Below are 20,546 nucleotides of genomic sequence, written 5' to 3'. Positions count from 1 at the left end.
TTTCAATTTCTTTAGAATACACCATCGCATTTTCACTCACCTCATTCATCATATCGACAAAGATATCAAATAATAAACGGCTATCTTGAGGACCAGCACTTGCTTCTGGATGGAATTGCGCAGAGAAACATGGATATTGTTTATGTTTGACACCTTCACAACTCTTATCATTCAATGCCTGATAAATCATTTCTAACTGCGTATCTTTCAGACTGTCTATATCAACTGCATAACCATGGTTTTGAGATGTGATTTCAATAGTTCCGTTAGTTAAATTAATAACAGGATGGTTTCCTCCACGGTGACCGAATTTTAATTTATATGTTTTAGCTCCACATGCTAAAGAAATTAGCTGATGGCCTAGACAAATACCAAACACGACGGTTTGTGGAATCAATTCACGAATGGTATCCAAGACTTCAGGAAGATCTTCCGGGTTACCAGGTCCGTTGGATAACATAACTCCATCTGGGTGAAAGCTCATGATCGTTTCACTTGAAGTGTTATATGGAACAACAATCAAGTCACATCCACGTTTAGAAAGTTCACGGACGATATTTAATTTTGCTCCAAAGTCGATCAAAACAACTTTCTTCCCTGTGTTTGGAACAGGATAGATTTTGTTTGTAGACACATGAGAAACTTGATCATGTAGATAATCGGTATTTTTAAGCGTTTCTACCACTTTATCGATATCTGCATCTGGATTGCATAATGTGGCTCTCATTGTACCTTCTTCACGTATTTTTAATGTGATTGCTCTTGTATCCACATCATAAATACCAGGAATATTGTGAGCTTTTAAGAAACTGTCAAGATTTTGTTGAGATCGCCAGTTACTTGGTTCTTCACAATAATCTTTGACCACAAAACCAAATACCACAGGATCAATGCTTTCATAATCATCACGGTTAATCCCATAGTTACCAATCAATGGATATGTCATCATGACAATTTGTCCATAATAAGAATTATCGGTTAAAATTTCCTGATATCCAGTCATTGATGTGTTGAATACCAGTTCTCCAATGCGGAAGTTATCGCTACCGAAGGCTTTTCCGCGATAAACACTTCCATCTTCTAATACTAATAATCTTTCCATGTTGCTCGTCCTTTCTATATACGATTTTTCATATAAATTATAACAGATTCTATGATAAACATGATGAAAATATCATTCGTCATGCCTTAAAAAAAGATCAGCAATCAATGAATTGATTCAAGAATTGCCAATCTTAATGAAAATGATAAAAACAGCCTTTCCTTTCAAGGATAAAAGGGCTTTTGAAGGTCGTTATAGTGTTTTTAGATATTAACAAACTATGTATCATAGAAACCCCCCAAAAAAATGTACAAGAATTGTACATTTTTCCTGCATGTCATTTTATCATAATTATATTTTTATTCAACAATTTTTTTATAACTATATAGCTCTGTTGGATATTGCTTATCAAAACAAGCTGTACATAAGCCTGTACCGCCTTTGATCTTACATAAATCTTCAACATTTAAAAACTTCAAAGAGTCTGCCTGTATATACTCTTTTAATTCGTCCACGTTCATTCGTGAAGCAATCAATTCTTCTTTTGTGGAAGTGTCAACGCCATAGAAACAAGGTGAACAGATCATTGGAGAAGCAATACGCATATGAACTTCAAGGGCACCTGCTTCTTTTAAAAGACGAACAATGCGTTTAGAAGTGGTTCCACGAACGATGGAGTCATCGATCAATACAATTCGTTTGTTTTCGACAATGCTGCGAATTGCAGAAAGTTTCATACGAACTCCACGATCTCTAAGTTCCTGTGTTGGTTGAATGAAGGTTCTGGCTACATATCGATTTTTGATAAGACCCATTTCATAAGGCAATCGTCTAGCTTCTGCATATCCACTTGCGGCACTGATTGAAGAATCTGGAACACCAATGACAATATCCGCTTTTAGATCTTTATCGTATTCAGCAAGCAATACACCGGATTTTTTTCTGAAAAGATGAACATTAATTCCATCCAAGGTACTATCCGGACGAGAAAAATAAATATATTCCATGGCACATAAACAATGTTTGATATCATTTGTATAGCTGAAGTGTTCAACTTTTCCATCTGAAAATTTAACGATTTCACCAGGTTTGATATCAACGATATCTGTTCCTGCGATAACATCATAAGCACAGGTTTCTGAGCTAATACAATATCCATCTTGAACCTTGGCATATGATAAAGGTCTTAAACCATATTTATCGCGAACGGCATAAATGCTGTTTTCACTCATGACAAGAATGGCAAAGGCACCTTCCATCATTTGCGCAGTTTTTTGTATTTTTTCTAGTAAGGAACCTTTTTGTCGTTGAATCAAATGTAATACGATTTCACTGTCGCTGGTTCCTTGAAAGATGCTTCCTTCATCTTCCATTTTACAGCGAAGTTCTTTGGCATTTACGATCTGCCCATTATGTACAAGAGCTAATGTCCCCTTGTGGGAAACAGATAAAAATGGCTGTACATTTTCAATTGTGTTACCACCGGCTGTTGTATAACGAACATGTCCAACAGCTATGTCTCCGTTAAATTTAGACAAAGACTCTTCGTTAAAAACTTCTGAAATCAATCCTTTTCCCTTTTGACAAGATATATTCTTTCCATCTGAAACGGCAATGCCACATCCTTCTTGCCCTCTATGCTGCAAAGCGTGAAGTCCATAATACGATAAGGCTGCTGCTGAAGATACGCGATACGCACCAAATACACCACATTCTTCATGTAATTCATCAAACATAGTACTCAACTCCTTGAATTATAGTGTGCATTTTATGCTTTTCTGTTTTGTGTGTCAATAAAAATTTTCATTTAAAAAAACTTATTGACACACAAAAGAATAAAGATGTATTATCTAAAAATAAAGAAACAAAGGCGTTTCACAAACAGGGGCATTCCCTCTTTTTGTGGACGCTTTTTTTAATTGAAGGAGGTTTTTATGGCAAAATTTATTTTTGTAACAGGAGGTGTTGTTTCTGGTCTGGGAAAAGGTATTACGGCAGCAAGTTTAGGACGTATCTTAAAAGCTCGAGGTCTTAAGGTAACATCACAAAAACTAGATCCTTATATTAATGTCGATCCCGGAACAATGTCTCCTTTTCAACATGGAGAAGTGTTTGTAACCGATGATGGTTTGGAAGCCGATCTTGATTTAGGACACTATGAACGATTTATTGATGAAAATTTGAATCAATACTCTAATTTGACAACAGGTAAAGTGTATCAAAGCGTGATTCAAAAAGAACGAGAAGGAAAATATTTAGGACAGACTGTTCAAGTGATTCCCCATATTACAGATGAAATCAAGTTATTTATCAAACAAGGAGCTTCAAGTTCTGATGCAGATATTGTCATAACAGAAATTGGCGGTACTATTGGTGATATTGAAAGCATGCCTTTTCTAGAAGCAGCTAGACAGATGGTATTAGAAGTAGGACATGAAAATTGTCTGTTCATCCATGTCACATATGTTCCCTATCTTTCAGGTAGTAAAGAATATAAATCCAAACCAACACAGCATTCTGTAAAAGAACTTCAATCATATGGGATTCTTCCAGATATCATAATCGCCAGATGTGATAAACCCATTCCGGAGGCTGTTTTAGATAAAATCCAGCTATTCTGCAATGTACAAAAAGAATGTGTGATCCAAAACATTACTTTAGATTCGCTTTATGAAGTTCCTTTGATGTTAGAAAAACAAGAAATGGCACAACGTGTGCTGGAACATTTACATTTATCATGCAATGAACCTGATCTAGATGATTGGAAAAAATTATGCGATCGAATTGTAAATTTAAAAAGTGAAGTAAATATTGCATTGGTTGGAAAATATGTACAGTTTCATGATGCCTATTTAAGTGTTAGTGAAGCTTTGATCCATGCCGGCTTTGACAACAATGTAAAAGTAAAAATCCATTGGATCGATTCTGAAAGTGTCAAACCAGAAGAATTTGATCACGTATTTAAAGATATTCAAGGAATTATCTTACCAGGCGGATTTGGTCATCGAGGAATTCAAGGCATGATCGATATCGCAACCTATGCGTATGATCACAAGATTCCGTATTTTGGAATTTGTTTAGGAATGCAGATAGCCGCAATTGCTTTTGCGCGAAATGTATTAGGATATAAAGATGCCAATAGTTTTGAATTTGATCAGTCCAGTACACATACGATCATTGATTTTATGGCAAACCAAAGTGATAAAATCCAAAAAGGCGGAACGATGCGATTAGGTGCTTATCCTTGTGCAATTGCACAAGATTCTTTATTGGAAAAGATTTATCAAAAATCAATGATTTCAGAAAGACATCGTCATCGCTATGAATTTAATAATGAATATCGAGTTGAATTTGAAAACAATGGTATGCTTATTTCAGGTACCAGTCCCGATAAGCTGCTTGTAGAAGCAATTGAAGCTAAAGATCATCCATTCTATATTGGAGTTCAATTTCATCCTGAGTTTAAGTCACGTCCAAATCGTGCCCATCCTCTTTTTAAAGCGTTTATCAAACAAAGTATGCAAACAAAAAAGGCAAACCTTAAGTAGTTCGCCTGGATAATAATGATCTTGCGATTTCAGTTATGGATACTCTTGTGTCCATAGCTGTTTTTTCTAGATACTTATGAGCTTTTTCTTCACTCCAATTATAGTCCTGAATCAGATAAAGTTTCGCTTGATAGATAATTCGATCCTCCTGTCTTTGTCTTTTTAATTTTGCAATTTTTTGTTCATAATAGTTCTTTTGCAGAAGATATGTTTCAATCATACAAATACTTTGATATATCGTCATCGAGTTTGTTGGAATCGCATTTACAAAGATTTCCTGCTCTTGTGTCTTATAAACAACCTGGTCAAACATTTCTCTTTTTACAAACAAGCAGATTGGAATATGATGGATAGAGCTGACTTCGACAGCTAAATTGATTCCATGTCCATCTGCAATGCCTAGACAGACAATACAGTAGGTAAAAGAGCGAGTACGCAATTGTTTTTTGGCCTCTAGTGAACTTTGAACAATGGTAATATCTGTTTTTACTTCTAATAGCGATCGAATGGTATCTATGATATTTTTTGATTGTGTGATCAAAAGGGCTGATTGTTTAGAAGTCTTCATCTGAACCATTTAAATACGTTTTTAAAATTGATTCAGGTACATATTGTTTTATAAAATCACTTTTACTGGCAAGATCCATTGCTTCTTTTAAACTGGAAGGTAAAGTACGATTAATGTAATGTTTTTGTACTTGTTCTAAATCTAAATTAGAATCAATACCATCAAGTCCAGCATAAATCAATAACATGTAAGATAGATAAGGGTTTGATGTAGAATCCAATGATTGGCATTCAAACATGTCTTGACGATACTGAGGATAACGGATAAGCTGATTTCTTAAGATTGATGAACAAACAACAAATTTAGGAGCTCCTTCATGATTTAAGCGATCGTATGATTGTTTACAAGGATTAAAGAATAATGTCATTTCTTCGATATGAACAAGGATGCCGGCAATAAAGCTTTTGACTTTGGAAGGTTCACTTAGATAGACTTGAACTCGAACCCCATTGCCTGGCTTATCTTTTAAAGGTTTAGGTGAAAAGTCAGCTTCTAGGCCATGAAGCGATGCAACACTTCGTACGACCCATTTAAAGGTCTGGGCATCATCGGCAGCTTGAAGTGGATCATTTTTTCTAAAATCAATTTCGTTTTGGCCCGGCCCTTTTTCATGATGGCTAGCTTTAGGCTCGAGTCCCATATCGGATAAACTAAAACATATCTCACGACGGATATTCTCACCTTTGTCTTTAGGAAAAACGTCCATATAACTTCCATGATCAATTGGTGTTTTGGTGGATACCCCATTATCGTCCATATGAAATAAATAAAATTCAAACTGTGTCGCAAAATCAATGTTCAATTTGCGCGATCTTAATTCCATGACGGCTTCTTTTAATAAGTTTCGTGTGTCTTCACAATAAAGATTCCCATTGGCATCTTTAATGTCACAATAAAGACGAATGACAGCACCATCCATGGAACGCCATGGCAATATTGTCAGTGTTGAAGGATCTGGAAATAAGAAGAGATCCTCTTTTCCTTTGATATCAAATCCTTTTATATTAAAACGATCAAATGAAATACCTTTTTCAAAAGCTTTAGGTAATGCATCTGGTTGAATTGCAATGTTTTTTTGATTTCCAAACGCATCAAAAAAAGCTAAACGAATGAACTTCACATTTTCTTCCTCGATAAAACGAAGACATTCTTCTTTATTAAACATAGTAAAGCCTCCTTTAATATGTATGTTATTAAAGCATAATTTACATGTTATTTTCAACAATTTTCACGAATTTTCATTTTTTTGTTGACAAAGAATTTCAAATGCGTATAATTAGCGACATAGAAAAGGCAAAGATGCCAATTAGCTTGATGCTGATAGGTATCTTTGCCCTTTTTTTATGGGAGGAATACTATGAAAACAAACGTCACAGAGATTTTCGCAAGTAAAGTTTTTAATGAGGAACAGATGCAGCAACGTCTTGCAAAAGACACATTTAAAGAGCTGCAAAAAACGATCCGAGATGGAAAGCCTTTAAATATTAAGATCGCCAATGCGGTAGCTCATGCTATGAAAGAATGGGCCTTAGAAAATGGGGCTACTCATTTCACACATTGGTTTCAACCAATGACCGGTGTGACCGCAGAAAAACATGATAGCTTTATCACACCAAGCGAAAAAGGAAAAGTCATAATGGAATTTTCTGGTAAGGAATTAATCAAAGGAGAACCTGATGCCTCCTCATTTCCTAATGGAGGTCTACGTGCCACTTTTGAAGCTAGAGGGTATACCGCGTGGGATCCAACATCATATGCTTTTATCAAAAACGATGTATTATGCATTCCAACTGCCTTCTGTTCTTATTCAGGTCATGCCCTAGATAAAAAAACACCACTATTAAGAAGTATGGAAGCTATCAATAAAGAAGCATTACGAATCCTTCATTTATTTCATCACGATGATGTCACGATGGTCAAAAGCACAGTAGGACCTGAACAAGAATACTTTTTGGTTGATATCGAACAATACAAACAGCGAAAGGATCTAATTTATACGGGTCGTACATTGTTTGGTTTACCTGCTCCTAAAGGACAAGAGATGGAAGATCACTATTTTGGAACGATCAAGTCCAGGGTTCAAACTTTTATGAAAGAACTGAACACTGAACTTTGGAAATTAGGTGTTTTGGTCAAAACGGAACATAACGAAGTTGCACCGGCTCAATATGAATTAGCGCCTATCTTCTCTACCAGCAATATTGCCACTGATCATAATCAATTGACCATGGAATTGATCCAGCGAATTGCGAAAAAACATGGCTTGGTCGCTTTATTGAATGAAAAGCCATTTGAAGGAATCAATGGTTCTGGTAAACATAATAATTTCTCTTTATCAACCGATACAGGGATCAACTTACTAGAACCTGGAGAAACACCATATGAAAATGCACAGTTCTTACTTTTCTTATGTGCCATTATTAAAGCGGTTGATGAATATCAAGACTTGCTGCGTTTAAGTGTGGCCAGCGCTGGAAACGATCATCGACTTGGAGCTAATGAGGCACCACCGGCAATCATTTCTATTTTCTTAGGAGATGAACTGACAGAAGTATTAGAAGCGATTGAAAAAGGTATTAGTTATGATGGAAAAGATCGAGAGTTTATGAAGATTGGAGCTCACGTCTTGCCTAAATTCACAAAAGATACGACCGATCGAAACCGAACAAGTCCATTTGCCTTTACCGGCAATAAATTTGAATTCAGAATGCCAGGAAGTGCTTCATCCATTGCGGGATGTAATATTTGTTTAAATACAGCTATTGCAGAAGAACTTAGACAGTATGCAGATATTTTAGAAAGTGCCCATGATTTTGAAAGTACACTTCATGCTTTGATCCTGGATACGATCAAGAATCATAAACGTATCATCTTTAATGGAAATGGATATGATGATTCCTGGATCCAGGAAGCTGAAAAACGTGGTTTATTAAATCTACGTACGACACCAGACGCACTTCCATACTTTGTACATGAGAAGAATATCGAATTATTTGAACGTAATAAAGTATTGAATCGAGAAGAAATTTATTCTCGTTATGAGATCATGATGGAAGAATACACGAAGACGATCAATATTGAAGCTTTAACAATGATCAATATGGCACAAAAAGAAATTCTTCCAGCTGCTTTGAAATACAGCAAGCATTTAGCTCAAAGTGTAAAGCTTAAACGGGATATTTCTACACTGATCGATACAGAATATGAAGAAGTTAATTTAACCAGACTTTCAAGTTTATTGACACAGGCTTATAAGAACGTTTTAAAACTTCAAGAATCAGTGGATACGTTAAAAGGAATCGATGATTTTGAAAAAGCTGCTTTCTTTGTTCGTGATACTTTGATTTTAGATATGGAACAATTAAGAAAACCATGTGATGAAATGGAAAGCATTGTATCAAGTCAAGATTGGCCTTTCCCTACTTATGGAAAACTATTGTTTGGAATTATTTAAATATACTATCAGATCTATTTACGTAGATCTGATTCTTTTTAAAGGAGTAGATAACTATGTGTACCGTAATTGGATATCAAGGAAACAAAGATGCAAAAGATATACTCATACAAGCTCTGCAAAGAACGAAGTCAAGAGGTCCCGATGATCAAAGGATCGAATCTTTTGGATCGTGCATGCTTGGTTTTCAACGATTGGCAATCATGGGACTCACTGATGAAGGGATGCAGCCATTTCAGTTAAATCAGGACGCCCTGGTTTGTAATGGTGAAATTTACGGGTTTCGAAAGATTAAAAATGCATATATAGAAAAAGGAATTCAATTTAAAAGTGACAGTGATTGTGAAATCCTATTATATATGTATCAAGAATATAAATGTGAAATGTTTAAAAGATTGGATGCTGAATTTGCCTTGATCCTATATGATCATGAAAGTGATTCATTGATTGCAGCTAGAGATCCGATCGGAATTCGTCCTTTGTTTTATGGATACGATTCCGACAACAATATCATATTTGCTTCAGAAGCAAAGAATCTTATATCCATCGTTAAAAAGATTATTCCCTTCCCTCCTGGACATTATTATAAGGGTGGAAAATTTGTTTGTTATAGAGATATCTCTCATGTAGATTCTTTTAAAAGTGGAACTCTAGATTTTATATGCAAACCAATTCATGATCTTTTGATACAGGGAGTTCACAAAAGACTTGATGCCGATGCTAAAGTAGGTTTTTTATTAAGTGGTGGTTTGGATTCCAGTTTGGTTTGTGCTATTGCTTCAAGAATATATGATAAACCAATTCGAACATTTGCCATTGGTATGAAAAAAGATGCCATTGACTTAAAATATGCTAAAGAAGTAAGTGAATATATTCATTCCATTCATACTGAGTTTATTATAACGAAAGAAGATGTAATTAACGCATTAGAAGAAGTGATACAGATCTTGGCTACATATGATATAACGACCATCCGAGCCTCGATTGGAATGTATCTTCTTTGTAAAAAGATTCATGAAACAACTGATATCCGTGTTTTGTTGACTGGTGAAGTTAGTGATGAATTATTTGGCTACAAATATACAGACTATGCACCAAACGCCCTAGCTTTTCAACAAGAATGTACAAAACGTTTGAAAGAACTATATATGTATGATGTATTAAGGGCCGATCGCTGTATCAGTACAAACTCTATGGAAGCAAGGGTTCCTTTTGGTGATTTGGATTTTGTTCAATATGTCATGTCGATCGATCCTGAACTAAAGATGAATACCTATAATAAAGGAAAATACTTGCTTCGCTATGCATTTAAAGAAGATGCACTTTTACCTGAACATATACTGATGAGAGAAAAAGCTGCGTTTTCTGATGCTGTAGGTCATTCTTTGGTAGATGATCTTAAAGCGTATGCACAAACAAGGTATACCAATGAAGAATTTCATGAAAAAATCAAAAAATATACATTTGCACCTCCTTTTACCAAAGAATCCCTTTTATATCGAGAGATCTTTGACAAATACTATCCAAATCAAGAAAGCATGATTAAAGGATACTGGATGCCAAATAAAGAATGGGAGAACTGTGATGTCTTAGATCCATCTGCCAGGGTCCTGGCAAATTATGGAGACAGTGCAAAATAAATAGAAAGGTGAAACTATGAGCTATAAGAATGAGCATGATGCTTGTGGGATTGGTGCCGTTGTTCAAATTGACGGTAAGGTAAGTCACGATGTAGTGGACAATGCATTATCGATCGTCGAAAAATTAGAACATAGAGCTGGTAAAGATTCCACCGGAAAAGTTGGAGATGGCGTAGGTATCTTATTGCAGATATCACATTCATTCTTTAAACATGTGTGTAAGGAAATAAATATTGAACTGCAAAAACCTAGAGACTACGCTGTAGGAATGTTTTTCTTTCCCAATCATATGTTAGAAAGAAATCAAGCTAAAAGATTATTTGAAACGATCGTTTCTAATGAAAACTGCGAAGTCTTAGGTTGGCGCAAGGTTAAAACAGATGCATCTATTTTAGGTAAAAAGGCACTTGCCTGCATGCCTTATATAGAACAAGTCTTTATCAAGAAGCCAGATTTTGTATCGTCAGATCTTGAATTTGACAAATTATTATATGTAATACGAAGACAATTTGAAAAAAGTTGTCCAGATACATATGTAGTTTCATTATCTTGTCGAACGATCGTATATAAAGGAATGTTTTTGGTCGATCAACTTAGAAAATTTTATCTAGATCTTGATGATCCAAACTATAAAAGCTCAATTGCCATTGTACATTCCCGCTTTTCAACGAACACGACTCCAAGCTGGCAAAGAGCACATCCAAATCGTTTGATTGCCCATAATGGAGAAATCAATACGATTCAAGGAAATATTAACCGTATGCTTGCACGTGAAGAAAGCATGAGTTCAGATTTTCTAAATAAGAATAAAAATAAGATCTTACCAGTGATCGATCCAAAAGGTTCGGATTCGGCAATTTTAGATAATACGTTGGAGTTTTTGATGATGAATGATATTGAACTTGCTAAAGCTGTCATGATCACAATTCCTGAAGCCTGGAAGAATTCCTTACAGGATTCCTTAAAAAGAGATTTTTATCATTATTACGCTACGATGATGGAACCATGGGATGGGCCAGCAGCCATTTTATTTAGTGATGGAGATGTTTTAGGCGCAGTCTTAGATCGTAATGGGTTACGACCAGCTAGATATTATGTAACGGACGATAATATGTTGATCTTATCAAGTGAAGTTGGTGTCTTAGATGTTGATGAGAAAAAAATATTAAAAAAATCACGTTTACAGCCGGGAAAAATGTTATTGGTGGATACCAAGAATAAAGAAATTATTGACGATGAAACAATCAAAGATCGATATGCTTCAAACAATCCTTATGGTGAATGGCTGGATGGTTCTTTATTAAAACTAAAAGATCTTAAGGCAACCGATAAAAAAACAGTAAAGCTTACAACACAAGAACGACAATCGCTATATAAATATTTTGGTTATACATATGAAGAAGTAAATGATTTGATTTTGGAAATGGCCAGGATACAAAAAGAACCAACCTTTTCCATGGGAACCGATGTTCCTTTAGCAATTTTAAGTAACCTTCACCCTTCCCTATTTCATTACTTTAAACAGCGATTTGCTCAAGTAACCAATCCTCCAATTGATTCCATTCGTGAAGAAATCATTACCGATACAACTATTTATGTAGGACCAAATGGAAACATACTTAAAGAGAATAAAAATAATTGTAAAGTTTTAGAGATCAACAATCCAATACTGGATGCAAGAGATATGGATAAGATCAAACATCTAAATAATAATACGCTTGTTCCTCAAGTAATATCTCTATTGTATTATCGAGGCATGCCATTAAAAGAAGCTATGGAAGAATTGTTTGTTAAATGTAACAAAGCGTATCATGAGGGAGCCAATATATTGATCTTATCAGATCGCGGTATTGATGAAAGTCATATGGCCATCCCTAGTTTACTTGCTATTTCAGGTTTAGAACAACATTTGATCAAGACAAAAAAAAGAACGTCTGTATCGATCGTACTTGAAAGTGGCGAACCACGTACTGTACATGAGTTTGCCTGCTTATTAGGATTTGGGGCAACCGCTATTTATCCATATTTGGCTCATGAATGTATTGAAGAAAATATCGAAAAAGGTAATTTGGATAAAGAAGTTTCGATTGCGATTAAGGATTATAATTTAGCTGTTCTACACGGAATTGTAAAGATTGCCGCAAAAATGGGTATTTCAACGCTTCAATCTTATCAATCCGCCCAAATATTTGAAGCAGTCGGAATCAGTCAGGAAGTTATTGATCAATATTTTACCAATACAATATCTACGGTTGGAGGTATTGGTTTAAAACAAATTGAAGAAGACTTAACATACCATCATAAAAGAGCCTTTGATGTGCTTGGTTTAAAAACAGATATGAGCTTAGACTCAATTGGATTTCACAAGCTTCGTTATGGTAGACATACCGAAGATCATTTATACGATGCTAAGACCATTACCCTGCTTCAACAAGCAGCCCAGACAAATGACTATCAGCTTTTTAAAGAATATACCCATCGTTTGCATAATAAAAAGATCATGCATAATTTGCGCGATAGCTTTGAAATTGTAGCAAATACAACTCCTATTCCTTTGGATGAAGTTGAATCTGAAGAAGAAATCGTAAAACGTTTTAAAACTGGTGCAATGTCGTATGGATCTATATCCAAAGAAGCACATACTTGTCTAGCGGTTGCGATGAACCGTCTTCATGGTAAATCCAATACGGGTGAAGGCGGCGAAGACCCTAAACGATTCCATACAGAAGAAAACAGCGCCATCAAACAAGTGGCAAGTGGTCGTTTTGGTGTAACAAGTGAATATTTAATCAATGCACAAGAAATACAAATCAAAATGGCTCAAGGTGCAAAACCAGGTGAAGGAGGTCATTTGCCTGCACAAAAGGTATATCCTTGGATTGCCAAAACAAGACATTCTACGCCAGGTGTCTCACTGATCTCACCTCCACCTCATCATGATATTTATTCAATCGAAGATTTAGCTCAATTGATCTATGATTTAAAAAATGCTAATGAAAAAGCGCGAATTTCTGTAAAACTAGTTAGTGAAGCTGGTGTAGGAACCATCGCATGTGGTGTTGCCAAAGCTGGTGCCACTGTTGTTTTGATCTCCGGATATGATGGTGGTACAGGAGCTGCAGGACAAAGCAGTATTCATCATGCAGGCCTGCCTTGGGAATTAGGCCTGGCTCAAGCCCATAAAGATCTTATTGATAACGATTTAAGATCACGCGTTATTTTGGAAACAGATGGTAAATTGATGAGTGGAAGAGATGTTGCGATTGCCGCATTGTTAGGTGCAGAAGAATATGGTTTTGCGACTGCCCCTTTGGTTGTTATGGGATGTCGTATGATGCGAGTATGTAATCTGGATACTTGTCCTTTTGGAGTGGCTACACAAAACCAAGAATTACGAAAACGTTTTAAAGGTAAACCAGAATACGTTATAAACTTTATGCATTTTATTGCTAGAGAACTAAGAGAAATCATGGCAGAACTTGGAATGCATACTCTTGATGAAATGATCGGACGACAGGATTTATTAAAGATCAAAAAAGAATTGAAACCAAGGCAGGAACTGTTGGAGCTTGAAAAAATCTTAACAAGCAATATGAATATCCATCATGAAGAGATGAAATCGTATGATTTTAAACTAGAAGAAACCCTGGATAAACGTATGATCATTCCTCATTTTACGCAAAATAACTCTCAATTAGAAGTAGCTGTCAATTGTACGAATCGATCAATAGGTACCCTATTTGGTTCTTATATTACACAAAGCCAGGGAAATGATGTAAAAGAAGATACATATCAAATCAAATGTGTTGGTGGTGCCGGACAGTCTTTTGGAGCCTTTGTTCCTTCAGGAATAACTTTACATTTAATTGGAGATGCTAATGATTATTTTGGAAAAGGTTTATCTGGAGGAAAGCTTATTGCCTCTTTGCATAAAGATTCTAAATTAAAATCGAACGAAAATATTATCATAGGCAATGTAGCACTCTATGGAGCAACCAGTGGAAAAGCTTTCATTCAAGGTGTTGCTGGAGAAAGATTTGGAGTTCGCAATTCAGGGGCTACGATCGTTTGTGAAGGTTGTGGAGATCATGGCCTGGAATACATGACAGGTGGTATTGCCTTGCTCCTAGGAAAGACCGGTAGAAACTTTGCGGCTGGTATGAGTGGTGGAATCGCCTATGTATACGACAAAGATCATGATTTGTATAAACGATTGAATAAAGAAATGGTCATCATGAATGAAGTGGAAAAAAAGACGGATATCGAAACGATTCATGCGCTGATGAAGGAACACTTCCAAAATACAGGTTCACAAATTGCTAAACAATTATTAGATAACTTTGAAGAGAGTTTAAAAGATTTCAAGGTCATTATTCCTCATGATTATCTAAAAATCAAAGAGAAAATAAAGTCACTATGTGACAAGGGCTTTAGTCAAAATGAAGCCGAGTTACAGGCATTCCAGGAAATCTTTGAACAAAAGGAGGTGTAATACATGGCAGATATACATGGATTTATAAAATATGATCGCAAAGAGAATCAAAAGATATCTCCTATAAAAAGAGTCGTTGATTTTAGTGAATTTACACTTTATCTAGAACCAGAACAAAGAAAGATGCAAGCTGCACGATGTATGAATTGCGGCGTTCCATATTGTTCATCCTCTATGGAATTAAAAGGTATGGTCACAGGGTGTCCATTGAATAATTTAATCAGTGAATTTAATGATGAATTATACAAAGGTCATGAATATGAAGCTCTTGAACGTCTTTTGAAACAAAATCCATTCCCAGAATTTACCGGACGTGTTTGCCCTGCTCTATGCGAGAAAGCTTGTTTAAATGGGTATGATGGACAACCTGTTACGATCCATGATAATGAGTTATATATTATAGAAAACGGATTTGAAAAAGGTTGGGTTCAAGCCAACCCGCCAAAAGTTCGCACAGATAAAAAAATTGCGGTCATTGGAAGTGGTCCGGCTGGGTTAAGCGTTGCCTATATGTTAAATCAAAGAGGTCACCAGGTTTCAGTTTATGAAAGAGACAAAGAGCCAGGTGGTTTATTGATGTATGGAATTCCTAATATGAAACTAGATAAATCCATCATTCGAAGAAGAATTGAGTTGATGAAACAGGAAGGTATCCAATTTTATACCAATTGTGATATTGGAAATAACATTGAATTTAAGAATCTTTATAAAGATCATGATGCGATCATTGTTTGTTGTGGCGCAAAACAGGCTCGAAAACTAAATTTAGAAAATGAGGATATAGAGGGGATATATCCTGCCGTCGATTTTCTAAGCGAAATCACGGATATGATTGAAACCAATAAACGGCCAATATCGCTTGAAGGAAAAAACGTTGTGATCGTAGGTGGTGGAGATACTGGGAATGATTGTGTAGCAACCAGCATACGTCTACATTGTAAAACGGTGACACAACTAGAAATGATGCCTAAGCCTGCCATGACAAGAAGACTTGATAATCCATGGCCTGAATGGCCCAAGGTCTTAAAAACAGATTATGGTCAACAAGAAAGCATAGAATTATTTCATAAAGATCCAAGGATCTACCAAACTACAATCAAAGAAATCAAAAAAAAAGGAAATCATATCACTCATGTCGTAACGACAAAACTTCAATTTGATGGTAAAAAAATGATCCAAATTCCAGGAAGTGAAACAAAATTAAAATGCGATCTATTATTGATTGCGGCTGGCTTTACAGGTGTAGAATCTTATGTTCAAGATGCCTTACATATCAAAATGAGCAAGCGCAATACATTTGAGGCCAATAATCATCAAACCAATGATGATAAGGTATTTGTAGCTGGTGATTGTAGACGAGGTCAATCTTTGGTAGTATGGGCCATTCATGAAGGCATTGAGTGTGCTAGAAAAGTAGATGAATATCTAATGGGATATTCGAATATAGAATAACGAGGCAGTTTACACTACCTCGTTTTTTCTACATTTAATCGTTTAAATAAAACATCTCTTGCCGCTTTATCAAAAGGATTTTCCAATGGTTTTAGATCTTCGAATTTAAATTCAGGATCATCTTTTTGAAGAGCCTTTGTAATCACAAAATCCGCAACAACAGGATTTTTTGGAAGCAATGGTCCATGAAGATATGTTCCTAAGATCTTTCCATCATAGAATCCTTCATATCCGCTATCAAATGTATTCCCATAACCGGATAAAACTTTTCCTAGTGGTTTTGATACATTTTTTGTTTGTCCACCATGATTCTCAAATCCTACGATCTGAGTTTTTATTCCATCCAGCTTGGCTTCAATGATGATGTTTCCAACACAGCGAGTACGATCTGCTCCCGTGTCCGTATAATAATCATAAAATTTCAAACCATCGATTTTCTGATTATCACTTGCGGTATAATACTGACCAAATAATTGATATCCGCCACAAATCAATAGAACAAAGGTGTTTTCATCCATGGCCTGTTTGATATTTTCTTTTCGTGAGAGTAAATCAGGAATCAAAGAAAACTGTGTCTTGTCATCCCCGCCTCCTAAGAAGATCAAGTTATAATCACATAGATTTTTTTTCTCACCAATACCACATGTATCTAAGACAAAATCTATATCACGATCTTCACATCGTTTTTTTAGGACCATCATGTTTCCCTTGTCTCCATAAAGATCCATGATGTCATGATATAGCCAACAAACTCTAAGACTATGTTTCATATTATTTCATTCCCTTCAAGATCGCATTTCGAGTTGGCAATAAAGCCGTATATGTAGCGATACAGTATGTTACGATATTCTTTTCCATACATGACTTAACGGCTACATCCAGGTCTGTTTCAATCAAGATCTTTCCTTTGAAACCACCATAGTAAAGACGTAAAGCCATATCGTTGGCACGAAGGCCGCTGCAAACGATTTTTTTGGTACTCTCTTTCATCAATTTTTCAAAGAATGTATCATAGATCCAGCTTACATCCGTTCCATCTTGATCATTATCGTTTAAAACAATGCAGATGTTTTTATCTGAGGGATCCATTTCGATGACTTTCATAACTTCGTTAGCACCTGTAGGATTTTTGATCAAGTTAAGAACACATGTCTGATTGTTTAGGTTAAATTTTTCATTTCTTCCCTTTGGTTGAGGTGCACTTTCAAATACCTTTTGAACATATGAATAATCGATATGATAGTATTTTGCCAACGCCATTACGGCAGCTGCATTGTACATGGAATACATACCTTCATAAGGATTTTTATACTTGACTTTTTCATTGGTGAAAGTTTGATTGATTAAATCTATATTTTCCAAAGAAACATCGGCTTTTGGCGATGCAAATCCACAGTTTGGACAATGGAATTTTCCAATATGAGAATATTGATAATAATCATAGACAAGCCGCTCATTACATTTAGGACAGAATTTTCCTTCACTTGCTTCTTTTGTGCTTGTACGCGAGTAATCGTTTTCTTCGATTCCGTAATATGTAACATGTGCTTTAGGTGCTTTTAAAGAAAGGCGCACAACGTTAGGATCATTGGCATTTAAGATCAATTCCCCATCATAGTTTGGCAATACTGATTCAATGGTTGAAATCAAACGTTCCATTTCCATTGCTCTATCCAATTGATCTCTAAAGAAGTTGGTAACGACTAAAGCACTGACTGGAATATTAGGCAAAATGTGACGAATGTTTAATTCATCGACTTCCAAAACAAGTGCATTAGCTTTTACCTTTCCTAATATCGTTGAGTTTGTCACAATCGTAGTCACGATACCAGGGCGAAGATTGTCCCCTTTTCGATTTGAAATTACTTTATATCCTGAATATGACATCAGGTCTGTGATCATATTTGCTGTACTGGTTTTACCATTGGTTCCAGTTACAAGAATGATTGGTCCTTCAAAACGTAAACCTTTTAATATATCTGAATCTATCTTTAAACCAATTGTTCCTGGAAGCGAGCCACCACGATGGAACAAATGCAGTATATGTGCGGATAACTTGGTTGCTAGTATGGCTAAAGTTCGCATAATCATAACTCCTTTTACCCGATTATTATACACTAGTTGGCATTGAATTGTAAGATTATGACTAGTATAATATAAACGTTAAAAATGGAGGAAAGAAAATGAAGCAATTGGACATGATTTACGAAGGTAAAGCTAAAAAAGTTTACGCAACAGACGATCCTAATGCAGTAATCGTTGACTATAAAGACGATGCAACTGCATTTAATGGACAGAAGAAAGGTACGATAGTTGGTAAAGGTGCGATCAACAATCGTATGACTAACTTCTTGATGAAAAAATTGGAAGAAAAAGGCGTTCCAACACACTACATCGAAGAGTTAGATGAACGTCGTACTGTTGTAAAAAGAGTTACGATCATTCCTTTGGAAGTGATTATTCGTAACAAAGCTGCCGGAAGTTTTTCAAAACGCCTGGGTATCAAAGAAGGAACAGAATTAAAATGTTCAACTCTTGAGTTCAGCTACAAAGATGATGATCTTGGAGATCCATTGATCAATTCTTATATGGCAAAAGCTATTGGAGCTGCAACACAGGAAGATATTGATACGATTACAAAATATGCTTTTGAAATAAATGATTTCTTAAAAGAATTCTTTGCGGGAATTGGAATTGAATTGATCGATTTCAAACTTGAATTTGGTAAGACGGCTGATGGAACGATTGTTCTTGCTGATGAAATTAGTCCTGATACTTGCCGTTACTGGGATATCAAGACAGGTGAACATTTAGATAAAGACCGTTTCCGTCGTGATTTGGGAGATCCAGAAGGAGCTTATAAAGAAGTATTTAAAAGATTAGGATTTGGTGAATAAGATATGAGTAATCAATATTATCAATCCCCTCTTTCTTTACGTTATGCATCAAAAGAGATGCAGGAAATTTTCTCAAATGACAAAAAATTTAAGACTTGGAGAAGATTGTGGATTGCTTTGGCACAGGCAGAACAAGAACTTGGACTGGATATTACAGATGAACAAATCGAAGAATTGATTGCTCATAAAGACGATATCAATTACGATGTTGCCAAAGAAAGAGAAGCTTTGGTACGACATGATGTAATGAGCCATGTCTATGCATATGGTGTGCAATGTCCAAAGGCAAAAGGAATTATTCATTTAGGTGCAACAAGTTGTTATGTTGGTGATAATACGGATTTGATTATCATGCATGAAGCATTAGAACTTGTTCAAAAGAAGATCGTAAATGTATTGTATCGCTTAGAAAAATTTGCTCTAGAGTACAAAGAGCTTCCTTGTTTGGCATTTACGCATTTTCAGCCGGCTCAGCCAACTACAGTTGGAAAACGAGCTTCCTTATGGGCACAGGATCTGTATTTTGACTATTTAGAGATCCAGCATTTACTCGACAATAAAAAGTTATTAGGCTGTAAAGGTACAACTGGTACACAGGCTAGTTTCATGGAATTATTTGAAAACGATACAGATAAAGTAAAAGCTTTAGATAAGAAAATCTGTGAAAAGCTAGGTTATGATAACTACTTTGCGGTAAGCGGTCAGACTTATACTCGTAAATACGATACACAAGTTTTACAGGTACTTGTTGGAGTTGCTCAAAGTGCACACAAATTCAGTAATGATATTCGTTTATTACAACACTTAAAAGAAATTGAAGAACCATTTGAAAAAAATCAGATTGGTTCAAGTGCTATGGCATACAAACGTAATCCAATGCGTTCTGAAAGAATTGCTGCTTTGGCAAATTATGTAATCAGCGATTCAATTAATCCAGCAATCACAGCTAGTACCCAATGGTTTGAAAGAACATTGGATGATTCCGCAAACAAACGTATTAGTATTGCAGAAGCTTTCCTTGCTATTGATGGTGTATTGGATCTATATCTAAATGTAACAGAAGGATTGGTCGTATACCCTAAAGTTATCGAAGCTAACTTAAGAAGAGAGCTTCCATTTATGGCTACAGAAAATATCATGATGGATGCTGTTAAAAATGGTGGCGATCGTCAGGAACTTCACGAATTGATTCGTACACATTCTATGGCGGCTGGAAGAGTTGTTAAAGAAGAAGGTAAACCAAATGATTTGATCGATCGTATTGCTGCTGATCCTAAATTTGGTTTGACAAAAGAACAAATCGAATCAATCATGCAGCCAATTAACTTTGTTGGTCGTTCTGTTCAACAGACAGAAGAGTTCTTCAAAGACTATATCGATCCAATTTTAGAAAAAGAAAAACAGGCTCTAGGTTTACATGCCGATATTAATGTATAAAAAAAAGGACATTAGT

13 protein-coding genes are annotated in these 20,546 nt (G+C 35.7%); 7 read left to right on the top strand and 6 right to left on the bottom strand.

Translation table 11 applies throughout. The features are described 5' to 3' along the window. Together carA and purF are read right to left on the bottom strand one after the other, a co-directional pair. Nucleotides 1-1,102: glutamine-hydrolyzing carbamoyl-phosphate synthase small subunit (gene carA, locus HMPREF0367_RS09090; RefSeq protein WP_051335242.1), on the bottom strand; the 1,102-nt coding region annotated here is incomplete at its 3' end. 299 nt (nt 1,103-1,401) lie between these two features. Next, nucleotides 1,402-2,778 (bottom strand): amidophosphoribosyltransferase, encoded by a 1,377-nt coding sequence (gene purF / locus HMPREF0367_RS09085; protein WP_015535931.1) that lies wholly within the window; start codon nt 2,776-2,778, stop codon nt 1,402-1,404. Between the two features lie 198 nt (nt 2,779-2,976). On the opposite strand from purF, the gene pyrG reads away from it, so the two are divergent. Then, complete coding sequence (gene pyrG / locus HMPREF0367_RS09080; RefSeq protein WP_035403568.1) at nt 2,977-4,590, top strand: CTP synthase; 1,614 nt, start codon at nt 2,977-2,979, stop codon at nt 4,588-4,590. On the opposite strand, the gene HMPREF0367_RS09075 is transcribed toward pyrG, so the two are convergent. Further along, a complete protein-coding gene (locus HMPREF0367_RS09075; protein WP_035403566.1) occupies nt 4,583-5,158 on the bottom strand; it encodes an ANTAR domain-containing response regulator in 576 nt (191 codons plus the stop codon). The two genes, pyrG and HMPREF0367_RS09075, sit on opposite strands and share 8 nt — an antisense overlap. Next, entirely contained in the window at nt 5,145-6,323 is a 1,179-nt protein-coding gene (locus HMPREF0367_RS09070) for a glutamine synthetase family protein (protein ID WP_015535933.1), read from the bottom strand. The genes HMPREF0367_RS09075 and HMPREF0367_RS09070 overlap by 14 nt, the downstream gene beginning before the upstream one ends. Before the next feature lie 192 nt (nt 6,324-6,515). Here HMPREF0367_RS09070 and HMPREF0367_RS09065 point away from each other — a divergent pair, with 192 nt between their 5' ends. From HMPREF0367_RS09065 to HMPREF0367_RS09050, 4 genes are read left to right on the top strand one after another with little or no spacing between them, the layout of a single operon-like run. Further along, the gene (locus tag HMPREF0367_RS09065) at nt 6,516-8,612 is read left to right on the top strand and encodes a glutamine synthetase III family protein (protein WP_035403563.1); all 2,097 of its coding nucleotides are present in this window, start codon (nt 6,516-6,518) and stop codon (nt 8,610-8,612) included. A gap of 56 nt (nt 8,613-8,668) precedes the next feature. Continuing rightward, on the top strand, nt 8,669-10,252 hold the full coding sequence (gene asnB, locus HMPREF0367_RS09060) for an asparagine synthase B (RefSeq protein ID WP_035403561.1): 1,584 nt from the start codon (nt 8,669-8,671) through the stop codon (nt 10,250-10,252). Between the two features lie 16 nt (nt 10,253-10,268). Further along, entirely contained in the window at nt 10,269-14,744 is a 4,476-nt protein-coding gene (gene gltB, locus HMPREF0367_RS09055) for a glutamate synthase large subunit (protein ID WP_035403559.1), read from the top strand. A 3-nt stretch (nt 14,745-14,747) separates the two neighbouring features. Continuing rightward, a complete protein-coding gene (locus HMPREF0367_RS09050) occupies nt 14,748-16,196 on the top strand; it encodes a glutamate synthase subunit beta (RefSeq protein ID WP_035403557.1) in 1,449 nt (482 codons plus the stop codon). Nucleotides 16,197-16,210: 14 nt separating this feature from the next. Here the strand turns inward: HMPREF0367_RS09050 and HMPREF0367_RS09045 are convergent, their stop codons facing one another. Both HMPREF0367_RS09045 and HMPREF0367_RS09040 read right to left on the bottom strand, forming a co-directional pair. Beyond that, nucleotides 16,211-16,966, bottom strand: coding sequence for a type 1 glutamine amidotransferase (locus HMPREF0367_RS09045; protein WP_035403555.1), 756 nt, complete (start codon nt 16,964-16,966; stop codon nt 16,211-16,213). A gap of 1 nt (nt 16,967) precedes the next feature. Beyond that, the gene (locus HMPREF0367_RS09040) at nt 16,968-18,281 is read right to left on the bottom strand and encodes a Mur ligase family protein (RefSeq protein ID WP_035403553.1); all 1,314 of its coding nucleotides are present in this window, start codon (nt 18,279-18,281) and stop codon (nt 16,968-16,970) included. Between the two features lie 98 nt (nt 18,282-18,379). Between HMPREF0367_RS09040 and purC the strand changes: the two genes are divergently transcribed. Beyond that, nucleotides 18,380-19,093 carry a phosphoribosylaminoimidazolesuccinocarboxamide synthase gene (gene purC, locus HMPREF0367_RS09035; protein WP_015535942.1) on the top strand — a complete coding sequence of 238 codons (714 nt, stop codon included), beginning with the start codon at nt 18,380-18,382 and terminating at the stop codon, nt 19,091-19,093. A 3-nt stretch (nt 19,094-19,096) separates the two neighbouring features. Next, nucleotides 19,097-20,530 (top strand): adenylosuccinate lyase, encoded by a 1,434-nt coding sequence (gene purB, locus HMPREF0367_RS09030; RefSeq protein ID WP_035403550.1) that lies wholly within the window; start codon nt 19,097-19,099, stop codon nt 20,528-20,530. The last annotated feature ends 16 nt before the right edge of the window (nt 20,531-20,546 follow it).

Origin of the sequence: Faecalitalea cylindroides ATCC 27803 (genome assembly GCF_000469305.1) — a bacterium.
Classification (GTDB): domain Bacteria; phylum Bacillota_I; class Bacilli_A; order Erysipelotrichales; family Erysipelotrichaceae; genus Faecalitalea; species Faecalitalea cylindroides.
Note: the sequence above shows the minus strand (reverse complement) of the source record. Positions and strands in the feature narration are given on the sequence as shown.

Excerpts from the sequence above, each read along its gene's own strand:
- purC (WP_015535942.1), top strand. The coding sequence starts at position 18,380 with ATGAAGCAATTGGACATGATTTACGAAGGTAAAGCTAAAAAAGTTTAC.
- HMPREF0367_RS09075 (WP_035403566.1), bottom strand. The coding sequence starts at position 5,158 with ATGAAGACTTCTAAACAATCAGCCCTTTTGATCACACAATCAAAAAAT.
- pyrG (WP_035403568.1), top strand. The coding sequence starts at position 2,977 with ATGGCAAAATTTATTTTTGTAACAGGAGGTGTTGTTTCTGGTCTGGGA.
- HMPREF0367_RS09040 (WP_035403553.1), bottom strand. The coding sequence starts at position 18,281 with ATGCGAACTTTAGCCATACTAGCAACCAAGTTATCCGCACATATACTG.
- HMPREF0367_RS09065 (WP_035403563.1), top strand. The coding sequence starts at position 6,516 with ATGAAAACAAACGTCACAGAGATTTTCGCAAGTAAAGTTTTTAATGAG.
- purB (WP_035403550.1), top strand. The coding sequence starts at position 19,097 with ATGAGTAATCAATATTATCAATCCCCTCTTTCTTTACGTTATGCATCA.
- HMPREF0367_RS09045 (WP_035403555.1), bottom strand. The coding sequence starts at position 16,966 with ATGAAACATAGTCTTAGAGTTTGTTGGCTATATCATGACATCATGGAT.
- HMPREF0367_RS09050 (WP_035403557.1), top strand. The coding sequence starts at position 14,748 with ATGGCAGATATACATGGATTTATAAAATATGATCGCAAAGAGAATCAA.
- gltB (WP_035403559.1), top strand. The coding sequence starts at position 10,269 with ATGAGCTATAAGAATGAGCATGATGCTTGTGGGATTGGTGCCGTTGTT.
- purF (WP_015535931.1), bottom strand. The coding sequence starts at position 2,778 with ATGTTTGATGAATTACATGAAGAATGTGGTGTATTTGGTGCGTATCGC.
- asnB (WP_035403561.1), top strand. The coding sequence starts at position 8,669 with ATGTGTACCGTAATTGGATATCAAGGAAACAAAGATGCAAAAGATATA.
- HMPREF0367_RS09070 (WP_015535933.1), bottom strand. The coding sequence starts at position 6,323 with ATGTTTAATAAAGAAGAATGTCTTCGTTTTATCGAGGAAGAAAATGTG.